This window comes from Pseudomonas sp. PA-4-8C (genome assembly GCF_021606625.1).
In the GTDB taxonomy this organism is placed as follows: domain Bacteria; phylum Pseudomonadota; class Gammaproteobacteria; order Pseudomonadales; family Pseudomonadaceae; genus Aquipseudomonas; species Aquipseudomonas lactis.
Genome location: NZ_WKCD01000078.1, coordinates 1 through 20,535, shown reverse-complemented (window position 1 = coordinate 20,535; position 20,535 = coordinate 1). Strand labels below are relative to the sequence as shown.

16 protein-coding genes are annotated in these 20,535 nt (G+C 61.7%); 9 read left to right on the top strand and 7 right to left on the bottom strand.

Annotated features, from left to right (window positions below; genetic code table 11):
* The coding region (locus tag GIW04_RS14390; RefSeq protein ID WP_329607580.1) for a carboxyl transferase domain-containing protein at window positions 1-244 on the bottom strand (244 nt) is incomplete at its 3' end.
* Between the two features lie 11 nt (window positions 245-255).
* The gene (locus GIW04_RS14385) at window positions 256-1,419 is read right to left on the bottom strand and encodes an isovaleryl-CoA dehydrogenase (RefSeq protein WP_003192199.1); all 1,164 of its coding nucleotides are present in this window, start codon (window positions 1,417-1,419) and stop codon (window positions 256-258) included.
* Between the two features lie 150 nt (window positions 1,420-1,569).
* On the opposite strand from GIW04_RS14385, the gene GIW04_RS14380 reads away from it, so the two are divergent.
* Window positions 1,570-3,201: an AMP-binding protein gene (locus GIW04_RS14380; RefSeq protein ID WP_198757918.1), complete on the top strand. Its 1,632-nt coding sequence runs from the start codon at window positions 1,570-1,572 to the stop codon at window positions 3,199-3,201.
* A 638-nt stretch (window positions 3,202-3,839) separates the two neighbouring features.
* On the opposite strand, the gene GIW04_RS14375 is transcribed toward GIW04_RS14380, so the two are convergent.
* The 3 genes from GIW04_RS14375 to GIW04_RS14365 form a co-directional block, all read right to left on the bottom strand.
* Window positions 3,840-4,742 (bottom strand): hydroxymethylglutaryl-CoA lyase, encoded by a 903-nt coding sequence (locus GIW04_RS14375; protein ID WP_120248985.1) that lies wholly within the window; start codon window positions 4,740-4,742, stop codon window positions 3,840-3,842.
* Between the two features lie 16 nt (window positions 4,743-4,758).
* The gene (locus tag GIW04_RS14370; RefSeq protein ID WP_003192195.1) at window positions 4,759-5,151 is read right to left on the bottom strand and encodes a MerR family transcriptional regulator; all 393 of its coding nucleotides are present in this window, start codon (window positions 5,149-5,151) and stop codon (window positions 4,759-4,761) included.
* A 304-nt stretch (window positions 5,152-5,455) separates the two neighbouring features.
* Window positions 5,456-6,391: a LysR family transcriptional regulator gene (locus GIW04_RS14365; RefSeq protein WP_034133793.1), complete on the bottom strand. Its 936-nt coding sequence runs from the start codon at window positions 6,389-6,391 to the stop codon at window positions 5,456-5,458.
* A gap of 151 nt (window positions 6,392-6,542) precedes the next feature.
* Between GIW04_RS14365 and GIW04_RS14360 the strand changes: the two genes are divergently transcribed.
* On the top strand, window positions 6,543-7,772 hold the full coding sequence (locus GIW04_RS14360; protein WP_034133794.1) for an acyl-CoA dehydrogenase: 1,230 nt from the start codon (window positions 6,543-6,545) through the stop codon (window positions 7,770-7,772).
* Window positions 7,773-7,920: 148 nt separating this feature from the next.
* On the opposite strand, the gene GIW04_RS14355 is transcribed toward GIW04_RS14360, so the two are convergent.
* Together GIW04_RS14355 and xthA are read right to left on the bottom strand one after the other, a co-directional pair.
* Complete coding sequence (locus tag GIW04_RS14355) at window positions 7,921-9,252, bottom strand: substrate-binding domain-containing protein (RefSeq protein WP_120248986.1); 1,332 nt, start codon at window positions 9,250-9,252, stop codon at window positions 7,921-7,923.
* Window positions 9,253-9,461: 209 nt separating this feature from the next.
* Window positions 9,462-10,274, bottom strand: coding sequence for an exodeoxyribonuclease III (gene xthA / locus GIW04_RS14350; RefSeq protein ID WP_047711179.1), 813 nt, complete (start codon window positions 10,272-10,274; stop codon window positions 9,462-9,464).
* A 166-nt stretch (window positions 10,275-10,440) separates the two neighbouring features.
* Between xthA and GIW04_RS14345 the strand changes: the two genes are divergently transcribed.
* From GIW04_RS14345 to GIW04_RS14315, 7 genes are all read left to right on the top strand, one after another.
* Window positions 10,441-11,091 (top strand): GNAT family N-acetyltransferase, encoded by a 651-nt coding sequence (locus tag GIW04_RS14345; protein WP_034133797.1) that lies wholly within the window; start codon window positions 10,441-10,443, stop codon window positions 11,089-11,091.
* Window positions 11,092-11,155: 64 nt separating this feature from the next.
* The gene (locus GIW04_RS14340) at window positions 11,156-12,883 is read left to right on the top strand and encodes an autotransporter assembly complex protein TamA (RefSeq protein ID WP_003192185.1); all 1,728 of its coding nucleotides are present in this window, start codon (window positions 11,156-11,158) and stop codon (window positions 12,881-12,883) included.
* Window positions 12,883-16,569, top strand: a complete 3,687-nt coding sequence (locus tag GIW04_RS14335) for a translocation/assembly module TamB domain-containing protein (RefSeq protein WP_236479021.1) — start codon at window positions 12,883-12,885, stop codon at window positions 16,567-16,569. The genes GIW04_RS14340 and GIW04_RS14335 overlap by 1 nt, the downstream gene beginning before the upstream one ends.
* Before the next feature lie 275 nt (window positions 16,570-16,844).
* A complete protein-coding gene (locus GIW04_RS14330; protein ID WP_003192182.1) occupies window positions 16,845-17,318 on the top strand; it encodes a MarR family winged helix-turn-helix transcriptional regulator in 474 nt (157 codons plus the stop codon).
* A complete protein-coding gene (locus GIW04_RS14325) occupies window positions 17,315-18,766 on the top strand; it encodes an efflux transporter outer membrane subunit (RefSeq protein WP_094774520.1) in 1,452 nt (483 codons plus the stop codon). The genes GIW04_RS14330 and GIW04_RS14325 overlap by 4 nt, the downstream gene beginning before the upstream one ends.
* A 15-nt stretch (window positions 18,767-18,781) precedes the next feature.
* On the top strand, window positions 18,782-19,981 hold the full coding sequence (locus GIW04_RS14320) for an HlyD family secretion protein (RefSeq protein ID WP_003192180.1): 1,200 nt from the start codon (window positions 18,782-18,784) through the stop codon (window positions 19,979-19,981).
* The coding region (locus tag GIW04_RS14315; RefSeq protein ID WP_236479019.1) for a DHA2 family efflux MFS transporter permease subunit at window positions 19,981-20,535 on the top strand (555 nt) is incomplete at its 3' end. The genes GIW04_RS14320 and GIW04_RS14315, both read left to right, overlap by 1 nt.

Genomic DNA, 20,535 nt, shown 5'->3' with positions numbered 1-20,535 from the left:
ACACCTGGTGAGCGGCCAGTTGGCTCAGCTCCAGAAACGGCGAGCCCGGGTCGAGCAGACGGTTGATGCGCTCGCGGGGCAACAGCTTGCCGCGTGAGGTGTGGCGTTCCTGGGCCTTGGCGCCGCCACCTTGGTGGACGTGGGCAAGCAGGCTGTGCAGGGCGTCGACCTGTTCAAGCATCGCCGCGCGGTTGGCGGCGAATTCCGCCGAGCGCGGGTTGAGCTGGGTATGCAGGGTAGCCATGGGGCGCTCCTTCAGCGGGTTTCGTTGAACAGTTCGCGACCGATCAACATCCGCCGAATCTCACTGGTGCCCGCACCAATTTCGTAGAGCTTGGCGTCACGCAGCAGGCGCCCGGCGGGGAATTCATTGATATAGCCATTGCCGCCCAGAATCTGGATCGCATCCAGGGCCATTTGCGTGGCGCGCTCGGCGCTGTAAAGAATCACGCCCGCGGCGTCCTTGCGCGTGGTCTCGCCGCGCTCGCATGCCTGGGCCACCGCGTAGAGGTAGGCACGGCTGGCGTTGAGTTGGGTGTACATATCGGCGACCTTGCCCTGGATCAGCTGGAACTCGCCGATGCTCTGGCCGAACTGCTTGCGGTCGTGGATGTAGGGCACGATCAGGTCCATGCACGCCTGCATGATCCCGGTAGGCCCACCGGAGAGCACCACGCGTTCGTAGTCCAGGCCGCTCATCAACACTTTCACGCCGCCATTGAGCACGCCGAGGATGTTGTCTTCGGGTACCTCGACATCGTCAAAAAACAGCTCGCAGGTGTTGGAGCCGCGCATGCCCAGCTTGTCGAATTTGTTGCTGCGGCTGAAGCCTTTCCAGTCGCGCTCGACGATGAAGGCGGTGATGCCGTGGGGGCCTTTTTCCAGGTCGGTCTTGGCGTAGATCACATAGGTGTTGGCGTCCGGGCCGTTGGTGATCCAGGTCTTGCTGCCATTGAGTACGTAATGATCGCCGCGCTTGTCGGCGCGCAGTTTCATCGACACCACGTCAGAACCGGCATTCGGCTCGCTCATGGCCAGGGCGCCGATGTGTTCGCCGCTGATCAGCTTGGGCAGGTACTTGAGTTTTTGTGCGTGGTTGCCGTTGCGGTTGATCTGGTTGACACACAGGTTGGAGTGCGCGCCGTAGGACAACGCCACCGAAGCCGAGCCGCGGCTGATTTCTTCCATGCTCACCACATGGGCCAGGTATCCCAGGCCAGCACCGCCGTACTCCTCGGGCACGGTGATGCCCAGCAGGCCCATGTCCCCGAACTTGCGCCACAGGTCAGCGGGGAACAGGTTGTCGATGTCGATCTGGGCCGCGCGCGGTGCGATCTCCTTGGCCACGAAGGACTGCACCTGGTCGCGCAGCATGTCGATGGTCTCGCCGAGGGCGAAGTTCAGGGACGGGTAACTCATGGACAGGCACCTTAATGTGAGCTTTGTTGTTGTGTGGGCGGGGCGCGGGAGGAGGGCGCTCACCTTTACGTTAACGTAAGCTTGCGTTACGACGCTGTCAATCGTAGTTTACGTATACGTCAACCTACAAAAAAGATAACAGGGGTCGTTATGGATCAACCGCACCCGAGCTACAGTCGTGGCTCCCAGGACAAGACTTTGCTGGCCATGACCATTGGCCAGGCATTCGATCACACTGTCGCGCAATACCCAGATGGCGAAGCCTTGGTGGTGCGCCACCAGCAGCGGCGCTACACCTGGCGGCAACTGGCCGAGACGGTTGAGCTGCACGCCCGCGCATTCCTCGCCCTGGGTATGCAAACCGGCGACCGCCTGGGTATCTGGGCGCCTAACTGTGCCGAGTGGCTGATCTGCCAGGTGGCGAGCGCCAAGCTCGGGGTGATCCTGGTCAATATCAACCCGGCCTATCGCAGCAGCGAGTTGGATTACGTGCTCAAGCAGTCCGGCTGCCAATGGCTGGTGTGCGCCGGTTCGTTCAAGAGCTCCGATTATCACGCCATGCTCCAGGCGCTGAAACCCCAGCTGCGCGGCCTCATCAGCCTCGACCCCAGCCCGCCGCCGGAATTCATGCCCTGGTTGCAGTTGGCGGCCCTTGGCGCAGGCGTGTCGCCCGAGCAACTGCACAGCCGCCAGGCCAGCCTGCATTTCGATCAACCTGTGAATATCCAGTACACCTCCGGCACCACCGGCTTCCCCAAGGGCGCTACCCTCAGTCACCACAACATCCTCAATAACGGTTACATGGTCGGTGAAAGCCTGGGCCTGACGGCAGAGGATCGCCTGGTGATCCCGGTGCCGCTGTACCACTGCTTCGGCATGGTCATGGGCAACCTCGGTTGCATCACCCACGGCACCACCATGATCTACCCCAATGACGGCTTCGATCCGCTGCTGACGCTGAGCGCCGTCGCCGAAGAAAAAGCCACCGGTTTATATGGCGTGCCGACCATGTTCATCGCGCTGCTCGATCACCCGCGCCGGGCCGAGTTCGACCTGTCCAGCTTGCGCACTGGGATCATGGCCGGTGCGACGTGCCCGATCGAGGTGATGCGTCGGGTCATTCATGAGCTGCACATGGCAGAGGTGCAGATTGCCTATGGCATGACTGAAACCAGCCCGGTGTCGCTGCAGACCGGCGCAGATGACGATATCGAACGGCGTGTCACCACGGTGGGCCGCACCCAACCGCAACTGGAAACCAAGATTGTCGACGAGGCCGGTAACACCGTGGCCCGTGGCGTGATCGGTGAACTGTGCACCCGGGGCTACAGCGTGATGCTGGGTTACTGGAACAACCCTGAAGGCACCCGTGAGGCCATCGACGATGCCGGCTGGATGCATACCGGTGACCTGGCGACCATGGATGAGGAGGGTTACGTGTGCATTGCCGGGCGTAACAAGGACATGATCATTCGTGGGGGGGAGAACGTTTACCCGCGGGAGCTGGAAGAGTTTTTCTTTACTCACCCGGCGGTGGCGGACGTGCAGATCGTGGGCATCCCGGATGAGCGTTATGGCGAAGAGATTGTTGCCTGGATCAAGTTCCATCCCAGTCAGGTGGCCAATGAGTTGGAGTTGTTGAGCTGGTGCAAGGACCGCATCGCCCATTTCAAGACGCCCAGGTATTTCAAGATCGTGGATGAGTTTCCGATGACGGTGACGGGCAAGATTCAGAAATTTCGGATGCGCGAGATTTCCATCCAGGAGCTGCAAGCGCGCTGACAACGTCAAACCCTGGTAGCTGGCTTGCCTGCGATGGCGGCCTGACTGCCGGCCCACATCTACCTGATACCCCGCGAACCTGCTGTGCCACCCAAATAGTGAAACCCAGAAAGCACAAAGGGGACCCGAAGGTCCCCTTTAATTTGTCGTTGCGTGCTCTTTTCTTATTATTGAGGGGCGGCCTGTTGTTGTTTTTGGTAGCCGTGGCCCGTACCGCTTTTTTTGGCGACCCCCATCCGGGGTCAAGAGCAAACGTATTTTTTTGAACGCTGACCTGCTTCTTCGTAAACGATCCAACCAGTGGGTAGCTACCTGAGGTAGTTTTATTTTTCTCTATCCGGTTGCGGGTTGCGGCATGCCGTACCCTGGGAAGCACATCTTCTCCAAAAAAATCTGTTAGCTGCGTCTCTGCCGTGTTGTTTTTGTTATGTCAGAGTCGTTTCGTCTTATTTTTATTAGGTTTGGCGCTTTTTATTCTTGTTATGCCATAGAGATAGCAGAAGGCGTGCCAACTTTTTAAAAGCCTTTAAAATCAACGAGTTGTTTTTTTGTCAGTATTTTCTTTCAGTTTGCACGGCGGATTTTGTTCCCGCGTTACCCGTTATGCCGGGAAGCGGTAACACATTCTCACAGCTGTGCTACTCACCTGCGTTACGCACCTTCGCCACGCGGGAACCCGTAGGCCGTCCCAGCACCTGGCTGATCTGCTGGCCGGCGCCAATCAAGCGTTCCAGGTCGATGCCCGTGTCGATGCCCAGGCCGTTGAGCAGGTACAGCACGTCCTCGGTGGCGACGTTACCGCTGGCGCCTTTGGCGTAAGGGCAGCCGCCCAGGCCTGCGATTGAGCTGTCGAACACCGTGATGCCTTCCAGCAGGCTGGCGTAGATGTTAGCGATGGCCTGCCCGTAGGTGTCATGGAAATGCCCGGCCAGCTTGTCCCGTGGCACTTGGGCGCCGACCACTTCGAACAGGCGCCGGGTAGCGCCCGCCGTGCCGGTACCGATGGTGTCGCCCAGGGACACTTCATAGCAGCCCATGGCATACAGCTCGCGGGCGACGGCCGCCACTTGCTCCGGGGCGATCTCGCCTTCATAGGGGCAACCCAGCACACAGGACACATAACCGCGCACGCTGACGCCGTGCTGCTTGGCGGCGGCCATGATCGGTGCGAAGCGCTCCAGGCTTTCGCTGATGGAACAATTGATATTGCGCTGCGAGAACGCCTCGGACGCCGCCGCAAACACCGCGACTTCCTTGACCCCGGCTGCCAGCGCATCCTCGAAGCCGCGCATGTTCGGTGCCAGGGCGCCATAGGTCACGCCGGGCTTGCGCTGGATCTGCGCAAACACTTCGGCTGAACCTGCCATTTGCGGCACCCATTTGGGCGAGACAAAACTACCGACTTCGATATAGCTCAAGCCAGCGGCGCTCAACGCGTCTACCAATCGGACTTTATCCGCCACGCTGATGGGCTGGGCTTCGTTCTGCAAACCGTCGCGCGGGCCGACTTCAACCAGGCGTACGTGGGAGGGGAGGGACATGGCAGTTACCTTCTGGTCAATGGCCGGCTTGGCTGATGGTCTGCGCCAGGGCCTGGGTGCAACGCTCTTCAGCGGTGTCCAGTTCCAGCTTCATCTGTTCGATATCCAGCAGTTGCTGTTCCAACTGTTCACGGCGTTCGGCGATCTTGGCCAGCATGCTGTTGAGTTGGATCTGGTTGCCGCCGGTGGGGTCGTAGAGTTCGATCAGTTCGCGGCATTCGGCCAGGGAGAAGCCGATGCGCTTGCCACGCAGGATCAGCTTGAGGCTGACCTTGTCCCGCGCCGAGTAAATGCGCTCCTGGCCCCGACGTTCGGGGGCCAGCAGGCCTTGTTCTTCATAGAAACGAATGGCGCGGGTGGTGATGTCGAGCTCGCGGGCGAGGTCGGAGATGCTGTAGGTGGTGCTCATGGCGGTGCTCAAGGAAGTCTTGGCGCTAAGCTAATTGCAGGTTGACGTAAACGTCAAGGGCCACTGCGCAACCCATCGGGAGCAAGCCCGCTCCCACAGTTTGATTGCGGGGTATCAGGTAGAGACGTGTCGGCTGGCAGGCCGTCATCGCAGGCAAGCCAGCTCCCACATTTGGATCACGGTGCGTCAGTTAGATCAGCGTCGGCTGGCAGGCCGTCACGGGAGCAAGCTCCCTCGCCACAGGTTCGGCGTCATACCGAAGTTGTGTAGATACCTATGCGCTCACAGGGGTAGCCCTTCAACTTCAAGCCTGTTGTTTATCCAACTTCTTTTCCTGGGCCGTCACCTGCTGGCACAACTCGATCATCTGTTCACGCATCCAGCGGTTTGCCGGGTCCTGGTCGGTGCTTTCGTGCCAGTACAAATGGGTTTCCACCGGCGGCACGTTGTTGACCGGCAGATTGAACCAGTGCAGTTCATGACGGCGGGCGAAACGCTCGGGCACGGTCATCACCATGTCGGTCTGTTGCAGCACCTGGGAGGCCATCAGGTAATGCTGGGAACGCAGGGCGATCTTGCGCTGGATGCCCATTTTGCCCAGGGCGAGGTCCACGTAACCCAAACCGTTGCGGCGGCTGGAGATATGGATATGGGTCAGTGACAGGTAATCATCCAGCGTGAATTTGTCCTTGCCCGCCATCGGGTGGCCCTTGCGCATGGCGCACACGTAGCGGTCTTCCATCAGCTTGACGTGACGTACCTGCGGGTCGGTGTTGAGCGGCGCATCCACGGCAAAATCCAGGCGCCCGGCGGCCAGTTCCTTGGTGGTTTCGCGGCGTTTGGACAGGAAACTCTCGATCACCACGGTCGGCGCCAGGCGGCGCAGGCGCTGGAACAGCGGCGGCAGGATCACGGCTTCGGTCAGGTCGGTCATGCTGATGCGGTAGGTCTTGGCCGCCTGCTGTGGGTTGAAAATTCTGCTTTCCTGCACCGACACCCGCAGCAACGACAACGCATTGCGCACCGGGCCGATGATGTTCTGCGCCATGGGCGTGGGTACCATGCCTTGGGCGGTGCGCACGAACAGCGGGTCGTTGAAGGTCTCGCGCAACCGTGCCAGGGCGTTGGACACCGCCGGCTGGGTGATGCCGACGATCTGCCCGGCGCGGGTCAGGTTGGCTTCGGTGTAGATCGCATCAAAGACGATGAAGAGGTTGAGATCGACCTTGCTCAGATTCATTTCGTTGCGCTCTTATTGTGAGGTGCCCATGCGCCGATCATATATCGGTGATGAATGTTAATACACGCCGAGAATAGGCTAGGTAAATTATCAGCGCTGTTCTAGCATCGAATGCATGACCTAAACAACCTCTCAGAGAAGGGAGCCGCTCATGGATTTCGCCTATTCGCCCAAGGTTCAGGAACTGCGTGAACGCGTCACTGCGTTCATGGACACTTATGTCTACCCGGCCGAACCGGTGTTCGAACGCCAAGTCAGCGAAGGTGATCGCTGGCAGCCCACGGCAATCATGGAAGAACTCAAGGCCAAGGCGAAGGCCGAGGGCTTGTGGAACCTGTTCCTGCCGGAATCCGAACTGGGCGCCGGCCTGAGCAACCTTGAATACGCACCCTTGGCAGAAATCATGGGCCGCTCGTTGCTGGGCCCGGAGCCGTTCAACTGCTCCGCCCCCGACACCGGCAATATGGAAGTGTTGGTGCGCTACGCCAACGAAGAGCAGAAGCAGCGCTGGCTCGAACCCCTGCTGCGCGGCGAGATCCGCTCGGCCTTTGCCATGACCGAACCGGATGTGGCGTCCTCGGACGCCACCAACATGGCCGCCCGCGCCGAACGCCAGGGCGACGAGTGGGTGATCAACGGCAAGAAATGGTGGACCTCCGGCGCCTGCGACCCGCGTTGCAAGATCCTGATCTTCATGGGCCTGAGCAACCCCGATGCACCGCGCCATCAGCAGCACTCGATGATCCTGGTGCCGGTCGATACCCCAGGCGTGAAAATCCTGCGACCGCTGCCGGTATTCGGTTACGACGATGCGCCTCACGGCCATGCCGAAGTGCTGTTCGACAATGTGCGCGTACCCTATGAAAACGTATTGCTGGGCGAAGGCCGTGGCTTCGAGATCGCCCAGGGCCGCCTTGGCCCAGGCCGTATCCACCACTGCATGCGTTCGATCGGCATGGCCGAGCGTGCATTGGAATTGATGTGCAAACGCTCGGTCAGCCGCACCGCCTTCGGCAAGCCCTTGGCGCGGTTGGGGGGCAATATCGACAAGATCGCCGACTCGCGCATGGAAATTGACATGGCCCGCCTGCTGACCTTGAAAGCGGCGTACATGATGGACACCGTGGGCAACAAAGTGGCGAAAAGCGAAATTGCCCAGATCAAGGTGGTGGCGCCGAATGTGGCCTTGAAGGTTATCGACCGCGCAATCCAGATGCACGGCGGCGCCGGGGTCTCCAACGACTTCCCGCTGGCCTATATGTACGCCATGCAACGCACCCTGCGCCTGGCCGACGGCCCGGACGAAGTACACCGCGCGGCGATTGGCAAGTTTGAGATCGGCAAGTATGTGCCGCGGGAATTGATGCGCGGCGGGCAGTAACACCGCGTCGCCTGTGATGATCGTTGATGATGATGATCGTTCCCACGCTCTGCGTGGGAACGCCTCCCGTGACGCTCTGCGTCACCCTTTCAAGAGCGGACGCGGAGCGTCCAGAGCGGCATTCCCACGCGGAGCGTGGGAACGATCCTCAGTACACCCAAACCTCCACCCGCCGATTCTTGATCCGCCCCTCATCCGCAGTATTGGCCGCCACCGGCATCTGCGCGCCAAACCCGCGAATATCCTTGAGCACCACGCCGCTCTTGACCAGCTCCCGGCGCACTGCCATCGCCCGCAATTTCGACAACAAAGCTGCACGTTGTGGGTCATTCTTGGTGTCGCCAAACCCCACCAGCGTCACCTGTTTATCCAGCTTGCCGTGGCTTCTGATATAGGCCACCACCCGCTGCACATCCTGGCGCGCCTTGTTGTCGAGGCTGGCGCTGCCCTCGTCGAAGCGAAAATTCACCGTCAGGCGCTGAGCGTCGCGGGCGATGGCCTGGTAGTCGTCGGGCATCGACGGGCGCGGCGCCACGCCAATCGCTTGCACCTGCTGGGCGATAAAGCCATTGGCGGCCACAATCGCCTGGCCCTGGCTGCCTTGGGTAAAGTCCACCAACGCCTTGGCCCACGGGTTGGGGGAAGAGGGCGGCAAGTAGAAGAACAGCCGCCGTGACAGCGGGTAATCCTCGGTGGCGATCAGGCTGGTCAGCGGCAGCATCGGTTGCGAGTCGCCGTCGACAATCGCCACCGCCTTGGCCTGGCGCACAGAGGGCAGGCCGATAAAGCCGATGCCTTGCGGGTCCTTGCTCACCGCATCGGACAGCTGTTCGCTGGATTCAAAGCGCTTGGCCGACGGCGCGAGCGGTTGGCCGCGGCGGCTCAGCACCAGTTCCCGGAAGGTGTCGAAGGTGCCGGATTGATCATCCCGGGCATATAAATGAATGGCCCCGCCTGTACCGCCCAGTGCCTCCCAGGTGCTGACTTCGCCGTTGAAGATCTGCGCCAATTGCTCGGTGTTGAGGCTATTGAGCGGGTTGCGCGGGTTAACGATGATTGCCAGGCCATCAATGGCGATCACATGCTCGGCGCCTGGGCTTTTCAAATCACCTAAGGGGGCGAGGTCCACCAGCTCGCTGTCTTTGATCGGGCGGGACGCTGCGGCGAGGTCGGCGCGGTTGTTCTTCAGCGCCGCAAAGCCGGTGCTGGAACCGTGGGCCGCGACCTCGATGGTGACCGTCTGGCCGTGGCGCGTCGTGCCGACCACGCGCTGTTCATTCGCCCCGGCACCCGCTTCAGCGTGTACGTCCTGCAAGCCCTGATGCTCCATCAAACCCTTGACCAGCGCCGGGCCGAGGGCCGCGCCGATGGTGTTGGAGCCCTGGATGCGCAGGGCCGGGCCTTGGTCGGGAATGGGGAGGGAAGCTGCCACCGCGGGGAGAGCGAGTGAAAAACACAGGAACAGAACGCGCAGCATCATGCCGGCACCTTCTCAAGCCAAGGGAGTGCCGGGAGATTAAGTCAGTTGGATTGCAGCCATATGACCAACACGGGCGCTGGCAAACCCTGATGCCCTGTAGGAGCGAGCTTGCTCGCGAAGAGCGTCAACGATAACGCAGCGAATCTGTTTTAACGCGGCGCTTTCAAGTTCTTCGCGAGCAAGCTCGCTCCTACAATCTATTTTTGAGGTCAGCTCAGTTCCAACCAGATCGGCGCATGGTCCGACGGTTTTTCCAGCCCGCGCAGGTCGTAATCCACCCCCGCATCCTTGACCCGTGGCACCAAACCCGTGGACGCCATGATCACATCGATGCGCAGCCCGCGCTTGGGCTCGTCCTCAAACCCACGGCTGCGGTAATCGAACCAGCTGAAGCGGTCGGTCACATCCGGGTTGAGGTGGCGGAAGCTGTCTACCAGGCCCCAGTTCTTCAGGCGCTCCATCCACTCGCGCTCTTCCGGCAGGAAGCTGCACTTGCCGGTTTTCAGCCAGCGCTTGGCGTTGTCGGCGCCGATGCCGATGTCGCAGTCTTGTGGCGAGATGTTCACGTCGCCCATCACCACCAGCGCCTGGTCGTTGCTGAACTGGGTTTCCAGCAGGTGCTGCAAGTCTGCATAGAAGCGCTGCTTGGCCGGGAACTTGGTCGGGTGGTCGCGGCTTTCGCCCTGCGGGAAGTAGCCGTTCATGATGGTTACCGGCTGGCCGTTTTCGTCGGCGAAGGTGCCCCAGATAAACCGGCGTTGGGCGTCTTCTTCATCGCTGGCAAAGCCTTTGTGCACGCTCAACGCTTCTTTGCGCGAGAGCAGGGCTACGCCGTAGTGGCCTTTCTGCCCGTGGTAGTACACGTGATAACCCAGGGCCTGCACCTCGGCCAACGGGAACTGATCATCGTGAACCTTGGTTTCCTGCAAACCGATCACGTCCGGTTGATGCTTTTCAATCAGCGCCGCCAACTGATGAGGGCGAGCACGCAGCCCGTTGATATTGAAGGAGACGATTTTCATGGTCGGCAGTCCAGTCTGGCAAAAGGGCGATGCTAGCCGACAAGTCGGACGGGGGCCAGCGTGGCGGTAGGGTGAATGCGCTGCTAATGTGGGAACGACTGGAGCTGTGCAGGTTCGTACCCATAAGAACGCCATGTTTGAGTGGCGCCCAGGGAGATTGATTGTTATGCCAGACACTTCGACGGCCACTGCCGAAATCCGCCTGCTCAATAGCGGTTACTCCCGCGAAGCGCGATCCCTGCTGTACCAGGCGTATCGCCATGAGCCGACCTTCGCCTACATCTTCGAAGCCGAGCGGGCGGGCTATGAGCAGCGGGTACGTGCCACTGTGCGCGAACTGGTCAAGCAGCACTTCTTTCAGAAACTCCCGGCCATCGGCCTGTTCGTCAACGACCGGCTGATCGGCATCGCCTTGATTGCACCGCCCCAGCGGCGCCTAGGCATCACCGAAAGCTGGGCCTGGCAAATCCGTATGTGGCTGAGCACCGGCGTGCGCGGTACGCGGCGTTACCTGGAATACCATCATGCCGTCATGGCGTGCCTGCCCACCGAGTCTGTGCATGTGTTGCCGCTGCTGGGCATTCACCCGCAGTTCCAGGGCAAGCACCATGGTGAGCAGTTGCTGGAAGCGGTACACAATTGGTGTGCCGACGATCCGCATTCATCCGGCGTGGTGCTCGACACCGGCAACTCCCGTTACCTGGATTTCTACAAGCGCCAGGGCTATGAGGAAATCGGCGAAGTCGCCGTAGGGCCGGTGCGCGAGCATGTGTTTTTCCATCCCAATCCCCAGGCGTTACATCCTGCAACGGCTTAGAACAGAATTATTCAGACTAATCCTGGTTCAAAGTTCCTCCCTCGCTCGTGTAGCATCCGCGCCTATGAAGTTTCCAGGAAGATTTACCAGCGGCTTGATTCTGCTGTTCACAAGCTGCGGCGCCTTGGCGCAAAGCGAATTGGACGTGCGGATCAAACCCTCAAACGACGCGCTGAAAGCCAACATCGAAGGCTACATCGGCGGGGTAGGCGATCGTGATGAAGAAGCCTTGCTGCGGTTCAGCCGTGGCGCCGAGGAGCAGGCGCGTAAAGCTGCGCAGGCCCTGGGCTACTATCAGCCACAGATCGCCAGCGATGTGAAGGGCGGCAAGAACCCGCGCCTGACTCTCACCATCGACCCCGGCGAACCGGTGCATTTGCGCAACGTGACCCTGCGAGTCGATGGCCCGGCTGCGAGCCTCAAGGCCTTTCGCGTGCCCGCCAGCGACGACCTCAAATCCGGCGCCGTGCTCAACCACGGCCATTACGAAGACGCCAAGCGCCTGATCCAGAACCAGGCCTCGCGCTACGGGTTTTTCAGTGGGCGCTTCACCAGCCAGAAACTTGCCGTAGACCCTCAAGCGGGCGTGGCCGACATCGAACTCATTTACGACAGCGGCCCACGCTACAGCATGGGCAAGGTCAGCTTCACCGGCGACACGCCCTTTGATGAAGAACTGTTGCAGCGCATGGTGCCGTTCAAGCCCGGCACGCCTTATGACTCCGAGCTGGTCGCCGAACTCAATCAGAACCTGCAAGCCAGCGGCTTCTTTGAAGGCGTGCGCGTCGACGCCAGCCCCACCGCCGCCACCGATGACGTGATCCCGGTGGCGGTGCAACTGGACACCCGCAAGCCGCGCACCATGGGCCTGGGCCTGGGTTACTCCACCGACGTCGGCCCACGGGGCAAAGCCAACTGGACGCGCCATTGGGTCAACCCCCAGGGCCACAGTTATGGCTGGGAAGCCGAACTGTCGGCGCCACGGCAGAACGTCGGGCTGTGGTACGACATCCCGCTCGACCCGCCGCTCACCGACAAACTGCGCTTTGCCGGCGGCTACCAGAATGAAGAAATCGCCAACACCGACACCCTGAGCAAGCTGCTCACCATCGGCCCCGAATGGCACAGCAAATTGCCCAGTGGCTGGACCCGGGTGATCTCCCTCAAGTACCAGCGCGAAGAATATCGTCTGGGCAATGATTCGGGTCTGAGTAACCTGCTGATGCCGGGCGTGAGTTATTCCTACCTGCGCAGCGACAACCGCATCGACCCGCACCACGGCTACCGCCTGATGTTCGACACCAAGGTCGCCAAGGAGGGCGCGGGGTCCGACACCAACCTGCTTTACGGCACGGCGACTATCAAGGGCCTGACCACCTTGTGGGATAACCACCGCTTCCTGGGCCGTGCGCAATTTGGCGGCAGTGCCACCAATGGCTACAAATCCGTGCCGCCTTCCTTGCGCTTCTTTGCCGGTGGCGACCAGAGCGTGCGCGGCTACGAGTACCAGACGCTGTCGCCCGAGAACGATCGCGGCGACCGCATCGGTGGCCGCTACATGGTGGCCTTGAGCGCCGAGTATCAATATTCCATCACCGATAAATGGCGTATCGCGACCTTTGTCGACCAGGGCAACTCCTTCAACAACCTCGACTTGCCCAGCCTGAAAACCGGCGTGGGCGTCGGCGTGCGCTGGGTGTCGCCAGTGGGGCCGATTCGCCTCGACCTGGCCCATGCCCTCGAAGATCCGGGCGGCGTTCGCTTGCACTTTTCCATGGGGCCTGAGCTGTGATGCGTGGTTTGAAAATAGCGGGGCTGGCGCTGGTCGCCATCCTCGCCTTGCTGTTGTTGGCGCTGTGGTCGGTGCTCGGCACCCAGGCGGGCAGTCGCTGGGCCCTCGGCCAGGTGCCAGGTTTGAGCGTGGAAAATTTCCAGGGCCGTTTGGGCGGGCAGTGGAGCGCCGACCATCTGCTGTGGCAGCAGGATGGCAGCCGCGTCGAGTTGAATGCCCCTACGTTTGAATGGTCGCCCGGCTGCCTGCTGCGCATGACCCTGTGCATCAACCGACTGGATGTGGAACAGGTCAGCCTGGAATTCGCCCCCAGTGCCGAAGAGAGCGACAGCGGGCCGATTCAACTGCCCGACCTGAAGCTGCCGGTTGCCCTGCAGTTGGGCGATGTGCGCATCGGCAGCCTGCTGTTCAACGGCAATGAAGAACTCAAGGGCCTGCAACTGGCGGCGCACTGGACTACCGCCGGCCTGCAGATCGACGCGGTGCATCTACAGCGCGATGACCTGGTGCTGGACCTCGCCGGCCTGCTGCAACCCAACGGCGATTGGCCGCTGACCGCCAGCGGTAACCTGAGCTTGCCCTACGCCCCAGGCGGTGCCCCCTGGACGGTCGCGCTCAAGATCGACGGCGATCTGCTCAAAACCCTCAAGCTCGACGCCGACAGCAGCGGCTACCTGCCGGCCAAGCTCACTGGCGAGCTGCAACCCCTGGCGGAAAACCTGCCGGCGCAGGTGCACATCACCTCCGAGTCGTTCAAACCCAGCGCAGACCTGCCCGATACCCTGCAACTCAACCAATTGGACCTGAGCGCCAAAGGTGACCTGAGCAATGGCTACCAGTTGCTGGGCAAGGCCGTGCTACCGGCCGAAAAAGGCCCGGTGGATTTACTGCTCAAGGGCAAGGTTGACGCCAAGGGCGCGCAGATTGCCGGCCTGGACCTGACGGCCGGCGACAAGCAAAGTCTCAAGCTCAGTGCCAACCTGGACTGGCAGCAAGGCTTCAGTGCTGACGCCAAGATCGACTGGCTGGATTTTCCCTGGCACCGCCTCTATCCGCTCATCGACGAACCGCAAGTGGCCTTGCGCACCTTTAACGGTGAAATCTCCTATAAAGACGGCAACTACCTGGGCAATCTCAAGGCTGACCTCGACGGCCCGGCGGGCAAGTTCAATGTGGTCACCCCCTTCAGTGGCGACCTCAAGCAAGTCTTCCTGCCTGAGCTGAAGCTGAGTGCCGGCCAGGGCAAGGCCGAAGGCCACCTGAACCTGCAATTTGCCGACGGCGTTGCCTGGGACACCGCGCTGGATCTGTCGGCGCTGAACCCGGCCTACTGGGTCGCGGAGCTGCCCGGCACCCTGGCTGGGCCACTGCGCAGCAAAGGCGAGTTCAAGAATGAGCAGCTCAAGCTCAACGCCGACCTCGACCTCAAGGGCCGCCTGCGTGGCCAAACCGCTGTGCTCGCGGCCAAGGCCGAAGGCGCTGGCGAACAATGGACCCTCGCCAACCTGGACATCCGCCTGGGCGATAACCGCATCAACGGCAGCGGCAGCCTGCAACAGCGCCTGGCCGGGCAGATCGACATCAAGCTGGCACGCCTGGCCCAGCTCTGGCCGCAACTGCGTGGGCAAGTCAACGGGCGTGTCGAGGTGGCCGGCACCTTGAAAGCGCCTCAAGGCAAGCTCGACCTCAAGGGCCAGCAACTGGCCTTTGCCGACAACCGCCTGCAAAGCCTCAACCTGGACGCCAACCTCGATAGCGCCCAGCGCGCCAAGCTCGACCTCAAGGCCAACGGCATTCAAAGCGGCGAGACGCAAGTCGGCAACCTTACCGCCAGCGCCCAGGGCGACATCAAGAACCAGAAGGTCCAACTGGCCCTGACCGGCCCGCTGGTCAAACTAGCCCTGGCCCTGGATGGCAACCTCGACAAAGACAACTGGCGCGGGCGCCTGGCCAGTGGCGACGTGCAAGCCGGTGGCCAGGACTGGCGGCTGCAAGCCCCGGCGAAGATCGAACGCCTGGCCGATGGCAAGCTGACCTTCGGCGCGCACTGCTGGGTCTCCGGCGGCGCCAGCCTGTGTGGGGAAGACCAGCGCCTGATGCCCGAGCCGAAGTTGCGTTACCACCTCAAGCAATTTCCCCTCGACAGCCTTGCGGCATTTTTGCCCAAAGACTTCGCCTGGCAGGGCAAGCTCAATGCTGACGTGCAGCTTGACCTGCCTGAAAGCGGCCCAAAGGGTGTGGTAGCGGTAGATGCCAGCGGTGGCACCTTGCGCGTGCGTGACAAGGGCCAATGGTTGGATTTCCCCTACAACACCCTGAAGCTGGAAACCACCCTCAATCCCAAGCGCATCGACACTCAGCTCAACTTTCATGGCGGCAAGCTCGGCGAGGTGCTGTGGCAGGCGCAGAACAACCCGCTGCCGAACAACAAGCCAATCACCGGCAACTTCAGCCTTACTGGCCTGGACCTCGCCGTGGCGCGGCCCTTTGTGCCAATGGTTGAAAAACTCACCGGCAAGCTCAACGGCAGCGGCCGCATCTCCGGCGGGTTGCTCGCGCCGCAGGTCAACGGCAACCTGAACCTGGTGGACGGTGAAGTCTCCGGGCCGGAGTTGCCCATCAGCCTCGAGGGCCTGAACCTGCAGGCGCAGATCGCCGGTGAAAGCGTGCAGCTCAACGGCGGCTGGCACAGCGGCAAGGCCGGGCAGGGCAGCCTCACGGGGCAGATCGACTGGGGCCGTGCCCTGGTGGTCGACCTCAGCCTCAAAGGCTCGCAACTGCCAGTCACCGTGGAACCCTACGCCAAGCTGGAAGTGGCGCCCGACCTGAAGATCAGCCTCAAGGACGACAAACTGGCGATTGCCGGCAAAGTCCACATCCCCCGTGGCGACATCACCGTGCGCGAACTGCCGCCTTCGACGGTCAAGGTGTCCGACGACACCGTGATCATTGGCAGCCAGACCGAAGAGGGCAAAGCGCCGATGGCCATGGCCATGGATATCGACGTGGAGGTAGGCGAAGACCAGCTCAACTTCGCCGGCTTCGGCCTCACCGCCAAGGTCCAGGGCCATGTGCACATCGGCGACAACATGGACACCCGTGGCGAGCTGTGGCTCAACGACGGTCGCTACCGTGCCTACGGCCAGCGCCTCAACGTGCGGCGTGCACGGCTGTTGTTTGCCGGGCCGCTGGACCAACCGTTCCTGGATATCGAAGCTGTGCGCGTGGTGGTCGAATCGTCGCGCACCGTGACCGCCGGTATACGCCTGAGCGGCAGCGCCGAACAGCCCACCACGCAGATCTTCTCCGAGCCGACCATGGCCCAGGAAGATGCGCTGTCGTACCTGGTGCTGGGCCGTTCGCGCACCAACACCGGCGAAGACAACAACATGCTCGCCGAAGCCGCCCTGGGCCTGGGCTTGATGGGCAGCGCCGGGGTGACCACGGATATCGCCAATAAGCTGGGGATTCAGGATTTTGATCTGGACACCCAAGGCACCGGCAACAGTACTGCGGTGGTGGCCAGCGGCAAGATCAACGAGAAGCTCAGCCTGCGTTATGGGGTAGGGGTGTTCGAACCGGCCAATACCATTGCCTTGCGCTACCTGCTGAGCAAGAAGATGTACCTGGAAGTGGCGACGGGTGTGGCCAGCTCCCTGGATATCTTTTACAAGCGCGATTTCTAAGCCTTGCCCGGTCAAAAAATGTAGGAGCGAGCTTGCTCGCGAAAAACGTCAACGATAACGCGTGCATCCTGAATGCACGCGGCGCCCGTGAGTTTTTCGCGAGCAAGCTCGCTCCTACAAAAAGCCTTAACTGGACTCTCCCTGAGTTGATTGCTGCCCAAGGCTCTAAGTTACTCAACTACCAAGCAACCTAATTATTCCATTTGACATTCGCTGCCTAAGCAGTAACATCTCGTCACACATTCACTGCCTAGGCAGTAATAAGGTGACTTTCGATGCCTCACTTCACCCCTGACAACTTCCACAACTGCCACCTCGGCCTGTTGCTGGGCCGCGCTGCGATTCTCAAGGACCGCATCATCGACACCCATATGGAACCCCACGGCATTACCGCCGCGCAGTTCAAGGTGTTGATCATCATGGCCCAGTTCGGCGTCGATACCCCGGCGGAGCTGTGCCGCAACCTGTCCCTGGACAGCGGTTCGATGACGCGCATGCTCGACCGGCTGGAGCAAAAAGACCTGCTCAGCCGCAAGCGCTCCGAGCTGGACCGGCGCCAGGTGCAGTTGGTGCTGACCACCGAGGGCCAGCGCCTGGCGGACATGCTGCCGCACATTGGCGCCAAGGCCCTCAACCAGTTGGCCGGCGTGCTTGAGCCGGGCGAGCTGGAAACCCTGGAGCGGATCCTGAAAAAAATGCTGATCGCTGCGGGTGACCCCATCACGATCCAGCGGGTAGGTCGATCATGAATACACGCGCATTCAGCCTGGTGCTGGCGGCGATGACGTTGGCCGGTTGTGCCAACTACAGCGGCCTCGACACCCAGGGCCAGCGCCTCGACGCCAATACCCTGCACACCGGCAAATCCCTCAGCGGCGTGACGCTGTCGAGCGCCGCCTGGCCGGCCGCCGAATGGTGGAAAAGCCTCGGCGACCCACAGCTTGACGGCCTGATCCAGGAAGCCCTGCAAAACAGCCCCGACATGCAAGTCGCCGACGCCCGTGCCCATCAGGCCGAAGCGGCGGCCTATGCCGCCAACGCGGCGCGCATGCCGACCCTGGATGCCAGCGCTGGCGTGAGCCGTTCGCGCCTGGCCAAGGACCAGGACCCTCGCGGGCAGGGCGATGCCTATTCGACCGTGCGTAACATCGGCGCCAGCTTCAACTACAACTTCGACCTCTGGGGCGGCCAGCGCGCCGCGTGGGAAGCCGCGTTGGGCGAGGCCCGCGCTGCCGAAGTCGACCAGCAGGCTGCGCGCCTGACCCTGGCCGCCAACGTGGCCAAGGCCTACAGCGACCTGGGCCAGGCCCATATCGTGCGTGACCTGGCCGTCGATGACCTCAAGCGCACCCGCCAGATGCTCGACCTGAGCAAACGCCGCCTGAGTTCCGGTATCGACAGCGAATACCAGTTCCAGCAGACCGAGAGCCTGGAAGCCAGCTCCCAGTCGCAACTGATTGATGCGGAAAAACAACTGCAAAGCGCCAAGATCGCTCTCGCCGTATTGCTCGGCAAAGGCCCGGACCGTGGCGACGAGTTGGCCCGCCCAGCGGTGCTCAAACCCAGCGCCGTGGCCGTGCCCGCGGTGCTGCCTGCCGAGTTGCTCGGCCGTCGCCCGGACCTGGTTGCCGCACGCTGGCGCGTAGAGGCCGCGAGCAAGAACATCGACGCCAGCAAGACCCGCTTCTACCCCAACCTCAACCTGAGCGCGAGCGCAGGTGCCGAGTCGTTGCTGGGCGATGCGATGTTCGGTTCGGCCAGCCGCTTCTTCAACATTGCGCCGACGATTTCGCTGCCGATCTTTGACGGCGGCCGCCTGCGTGCTGATCTCGATGCCCGCGACGCCGACTACGACCTGGCCGTGGCCCAGTACAACAAAACCCTGGTGCAAGCCTTGGGTGATATCGGCAACAGCCTGTCCCAACTGCGCGACACCGGGCGGCAGATCCAGGCCCAGCAACACGCGGCCGACATCGCGCAGCAGTCCTACGACACCGGGGTGCAACGCTACAGCTCAGGCATCGGTAACTACCTGGATGTGCTCAGCATCGAGCAGCAATTGCTGCAGGCCCAGCGTCAGCTGGCCACCCTGAATGCGGCGCAGATCGACCTGTCGATTCAATTGATGCAGGCCCTGGGTGGCGGGTACCACGCCAACAGCGTGGCCGCGACCACCCCAGCTACACGCACGGAATAATTTGAGGTATTTGTCATGGCCACTGCCGACAGCAACAACGCAACCGAACAACCCAACGACACCAACCCCCGCAAACGCAAAGTGATGCTGATCGGCCTGGCGCTGATCGTCATCCTGAGTGTGGTGGGCGTGTGGGCCTGGTATGAGTTCTACGGGCGCTTCAATGAAAGCACCGATGACGCCTATGTGAACGGCAACGTGGTGGAAATCACCCCGCTGGTCACCGGCACCGTGGTCAGCATTGGCGCCGACGATGGCGACCTGGTCCACGAAGGCCAGGTGCTGATCAACTTCGACCCCAACGACGCCGCCGTCGGCCTGCAGAGTGCCCAGGCCAACCTGGCCCGCACCGTGCGCCAGGTACGCGGCCTGTACAGCAACGTCGATGGCATGAAAGCCCAGGTCAATGCGCAGAAAGCCGATGTGCAAACCGCCCAGGACAACTACAACCGCCGTAAAACCCTGGCCCAGGGCGGCGCGATTTCCCAGGAAGAACTGTCCCACGCCCGCGACAGCCTGACCGCCGCCAAGAACGCCTTGACCAACCTTGAGCAACAACTGAAAACCACCAATGCGCTGGTGGATGACACGGTGATTTCGTCCCACCCCGACGTGCAAGCCGCCGCTGCGCAACTGCGTCAGGCGTACCTGACCAATGCGCGCAGCACCTTGATCGCGCCGGTTACCGGCTACGTGGCCAAGCGCACTGTGCAACTGGGCCAACGCGTGCAGCCTGGCACCGCGCTGATGGCGGTAATCCCGCTGGACCAGCTGTGGATCGACGCCAACTTCAAGGAAACCCAACTGCGCGATATGCGCATCGGCCAGCCGGTGGATATTGAGTCGGACATCTACGGCAGCGACGTGAAGTACAGCGGCACCGTCGACAGCCTCGGCGCCGGTACCGGCAGCGCGTTCGCCTTGCTGCCCGCGCAGAACGCTACCGGCAACTGGATCAAGATCGTGCAGCGGGTACCGGTGCGCATCCACATCAACGCCGAAGAGCTGGCCAAGCACCCGCTGCGCGTGGGCTTGAGCACCGTGGTCAACGTCGACCTGCACGACCAGAGCGGCCCGGTGCTGGCGCAACAGGCGCCGCAAAAAGCCTCGTTCACCACCAACGTGTATGACCGCCAATTGGCCGAGGCCGATGCCATGATCAACCAGTTGATCCATGACAACAGCGTCGCCGCTCCCAAGGCTGCGCAACGCTGATGAGCAATAACGCCTCGTTCACGCCACCCAGCCTGTTGATGGCCACTATTGGCCTGTCGCTGGCGACCTTTATGCAGGTGCTCGACACTACCATCGCCAACGTGGCGTTGCCGACGATCTCCGGCAACCTGGGGGTGAGTTCGGAGCAGGGCACCTGGGTGATCACTTCGTTTGCGGTGAGCAACGCCATCGCCTTGCCGCTCACCGGTTGGTTGAGCCGGCGCTTTGGCGAGGTGAAGCTGTTTTTGTGGGCGACCCTGCTGTTTGTGCTGGCGTCGTTCCTGTGCGGTATCTCTACCTCTATGCCTGAGTTGATCGGCTTTCGCGTGCTGCAAGGCTTGGTCGCCGGGCCGTTGTACCCGATGACGCAGACGCTGTTGATTGCGGTCTACCCACCGGCCAAGCGCGGCATGGCCTTGGCGTTATTGGCGATGGTCACGGTGGTAGCGCCGATTGCGGGTCCCATCCTTGGTGGCTGGATCACCGACAGTTACAGCTGGCCGTGGATCTTTTTCATCAACGTACCCATCGGGATTTTTGCGGTGATGGTGGTG